Source organism: Flavobacterium sp. (genome assembly GCF_041911335.1).
Taxonomy (GTDB): Bacteria; Bacteroidota; Bacteroidia; order Flavobacteriales; family Flavobacteriaceae; genus Flavobacterium.
Genome location: NZ_JAYRPD010000004.1, coordinates 1 through 3,374, shown reverse-complemented (window position 1 = coordinate 3,374; position 3,374 = coordinate 1). Strand labels below are relative to the sequence as shown.

Below are 3,374 nucleotides of genomic sequence, written 5' to 3'. Positions count from 1 at the left end.
GCTGTGTGTGCCCTGCATATGCAGGACACACCCCGAAAGCTCTTCAAATAGTTCAAAAATACAAATTTAGTTTTACGAACCAAGTTTTCGGGGTGTTATTTTTCCAGAGGGTGTAAGTCCCTTACGAGCGGACTGAAAACCCGAATCGTTAGCACGTGGCAAGGTGGTTTATCGTGAGGTATGCACTGAAGGAAGCAGGACTGCAAAAGTCTGTACCGACGAACAGAAAGTACATAAGAGGCATAGCAATAAGGATGAGTATCCACAGCAATACGAAGTCCAAAACAGTGTTCTGAACATGCTATTAAATCAGATTATTGTTATGTAGATGTACCGGCGATAGACGGAAGGAAAAAGCATTTACCAGGGGAGGTCTTGGCGATTACGAGTTAATCAAGCCAAGAAGTCAGCAGCGGTCATAGTACTTGAAGGCAAACGAGATGCGAATAGATACCGCATAGGACTCACAAACAAGGAAGGACTAAACGTAAATCTCCAAGAAATTCGATTAGGAAAGTTATCTTAGCCTAGTCTTAAAGTAAATTATGGATAGCTCAAAAGGTGCAAAGAGCTTTTGATTGATGATTTACGAACCGCCGAGTACGTGACCCGTACGCTCGGTGGTGTGAGAGGCTCTCCCTGTTAGTTTCTAGCAGGGCAGTCTACTCGATTGTATGTAGCCATAATTTTTCATAGAGCTCGGTTATTATACTTATTTTGAGGTTTTAAAGTATATACAAATACAAAAACGACTTTCAGTTTTCCCGAAAGCCGTTATTGTTTTAAAAATGTGGTTGTAAAAAAAATATCTTATTGTACAATTATTGTTTCATGTTGTGTTTTTCCATCTTGTAAAGTAATATTTAGTAGATAAGTTCCTTTTGTTAGTTTATCTAAATGTAAATCAAAATTGTCTTCTACAAATTCACCCGAAAAAACAGTCCTTCCAAATAAATCAAAAACTTGAATTTTTTTTCTTTCTTTTTTGTCAATTAATTTTGCATTTAGATCATCACAAGGGTCAATAGGAGGAGGAACAATTTTTCCAACAAGATTATCAGATTCTTTGATTGGATTTTTTACATTTATTTTAAAATTATAACAAGGATCAGTAATGCTACGAACAGAAACCGGCATATATTGAATAGAATTACTACAGCTGTTAAATGCTTTACAAACTACATAAGTTAAACCTGGATTACCTACTTTTGCTGTAATAGCCGTTGTACCTTGCCCGTTCAATATTTCCCATCCATTAACAGCTGTTCCTGTTATAGTTGCGTAATCGAAATACCACTGTAGACTTGTATAACCTGAAGGTTCTTGTATGTGATAAACAATAGTTTCTCCAGTTAAAGGATTGCTATCACCGCCCATGTTTGTATTTGAAAATGAAGGAGCACCCATGCTTATTGATTTCGATTTTGTTGTAGTTTGATTACAAGAATTCAAAATTGTTGCAATTAAATCGACAGTGCCATTTCCAACTTTATTTACAGTTACAGAATTAGTAGTAATATTACTTAAAGTAGCAATAGTGGTGTTTGATAAAGACCATTGAATTGTTTCGTTAGATTGTAAGCCGGTAATTGAATAATTAGAAGATGAACAAAGACTGCCAGCACCTGAAATTGAATAAGAACTTGTGTATGGAGCACGAGTAACGGTGCATGTTTTTGTTGGTTGTACAACTCCGTTTACATATGGAGTTACTGAAACATTTGAAGGTAAGCCACTACCTGGATTCGGTTGAAGTGTTTTTGAAGTTGCAGATGAACTAATCACTGACCAACCGTTATAACTCCAAGTATAAGTAACATTTGCACCACTTGGAATATTTACAGGTGTAACCGTAAAGGTTTTTGCACTTGTATCGCCACATGCTAAACTTTGAGTTGTTGGAGAAAGTGTGAAACTTGGTGGAGGTGCAATTTCTGTTATTTCAATTTTTGTATAAAAATGGTTTGAATAAAATTTGAACCCGAAGCAATATTATACAGACTATATGTGCCAATTCCTAACGTAGATTGAGCAGAAGTCAAATAGTCCGATTCAAAGATATATTCTACAAAAGCAGTGCCATTTACTACTTGAAACCAATTATTATTTGACGAAAATGTACCATTATCTGAATTTACATAATTGACACCATTACAACTTGGATCAATACCATAAGGATCAAAATTACATTTTAAACCAGCTGGTTCACTATAGCTGTTATTGTTTTTTGCAGTAATTTTTATCACATATTTATATTCCTTTTTAAAAGTTAAACCAAAAATTGAATATTCAGTTCCTTTTTGAGAATTATTATTGTAATTGAATTGTAGGCCTAAAGCACCTTGGCTTGAATTTTTTGTTACATCGCCTCTTTTAGTTTCGTGTAAAATTCCTTGAACAGGAACTGCATTACCAAACACATCGCAATCATTTGATGAATAAGAACTATAGTCTAATGTTACAATTTGTGCATTAGAATAATTTGTTATTGCTAACATAAGCAATATGAAAAGTATTTTTATTTTGTTCATAATTTTGATTTTTATTGTTTGTCTAAAAATATTTGAAAACCTAAACTAAATTGTAAATTGTTTTCGGTACTATCATTTACTCCCTTATACTTTGTTGAAGAATAATTGATTCCCATTTCCATGGCTACAGAACTATTAAAAAAGATAGTTGGACCTGCACTTATTGAAAATCCATTTAAATTATCTTTATAATCACCATTATAATAAATTTGATTTCCCAAAAAATACTCCCCATCAAGAAAAATATTTATAAGTTTTTCTGGTTTTAAAAAATAATATCTTGAATAAACTCCATATTTTAACCAGTGTTTGTTTGAAGCTCCTGAATCATCATTCTTTAAATTATAATTTAGATAACTAATTCTAACTCCAGCTTGTAGCTTCTCGATAAAAAAATAACCAGCATTAGCTTTAATGTCAAATTCGGAAGTTTTTAGCTTATCATTTTTGAAATCGTTGTTGTATCTTTCTTTATTGGAAAAACTGGCATTTCCTCCAAACATCCAATTACCTTTAGTAATTTGTGCGGTAGATGAAAAATAAGATAGTAACGAAAATGCAAAAATTAATTTAATTGTTTTCATGGGGTTAAATTATTATATGCTAAAAATGTAAAGATAATCTTTCTTTTTGATAATAATTTATTTTATGAAGGTTTTTTCTGTAATATTTTAAAATTTTGACGTTGTTTGTTTCCGCCACTGGCGGATTCAAGACCTTAATGCAACAAGGTCAATAATTAGTTAATATATCAAATTTAGTTTTTTATTTCAATTTTGCATAATTTCAGAATAACTTTTTTTGGCTTTTTCAAGAGCCAAAAGTTATTTCCGAAATTGGCTT

The 3,374-nt window shown here is 32.4% G+C and carries 3 protein-coding genes; all 3 read right to left on the bottom strand.

Features of this window, described 5'->3' with window-relative positions; genetic code table 11:
- Positions 1-810: 810 nt before the first annotated feature.
- Entirely contained in the window at positions 811-1,785 is a 975-nt protein-coding gene (locus ACE3PD_RS00495) for a T9SS type A sorting domain-containing protein (protein ID WP_374398561.1), read from the bottom strand.
- 152 nt (positions 1,786-1,937) lie between these two features.
- On the bottom strand, positions 1,938-2,531 hold the full coding sequence (locus ACE3PD_RS00490; RefSeq protein WP_374398559.1) for a hypothetical protein: 594 nt from the start codon (positions 2,529-2,531) through the stop codon (positions 1,938-1,940).
- An 11-nt stretch (positions 2,532-2,542) separates the two neighbouring features.
- Positions 2,543-3,115 (bottom strand): hypothetical protein, encoded by a 573-nt coding sequence (locus tag ACE3PD_RS00485; protein ID WP_374398557.1) that lies wholly within the window; start codon positions 3,113-3,115, stop codon positions 2,543-2,545.
- Positions 3,116-3,374 lie beyond the last annotated feature (259 nt).

Excerpts from the sequence above, each read along its gene's own strand:
- ACE3PD_RS00490 (WP_374398559.1), bottom strand. The coding sequence starts at position 2,531 with ATGAACAAAATAAAAATACTTTTCATATTGCTTATGTTAGCAATAACA.
- ACE3PD_RS00485 (WP_374398557.1), bottom strand. The coding sequence starts at position 3,115 with ATGAAAACAATTAAATTAATTTTTGCATTTTCGTTACTATCTTATTTT.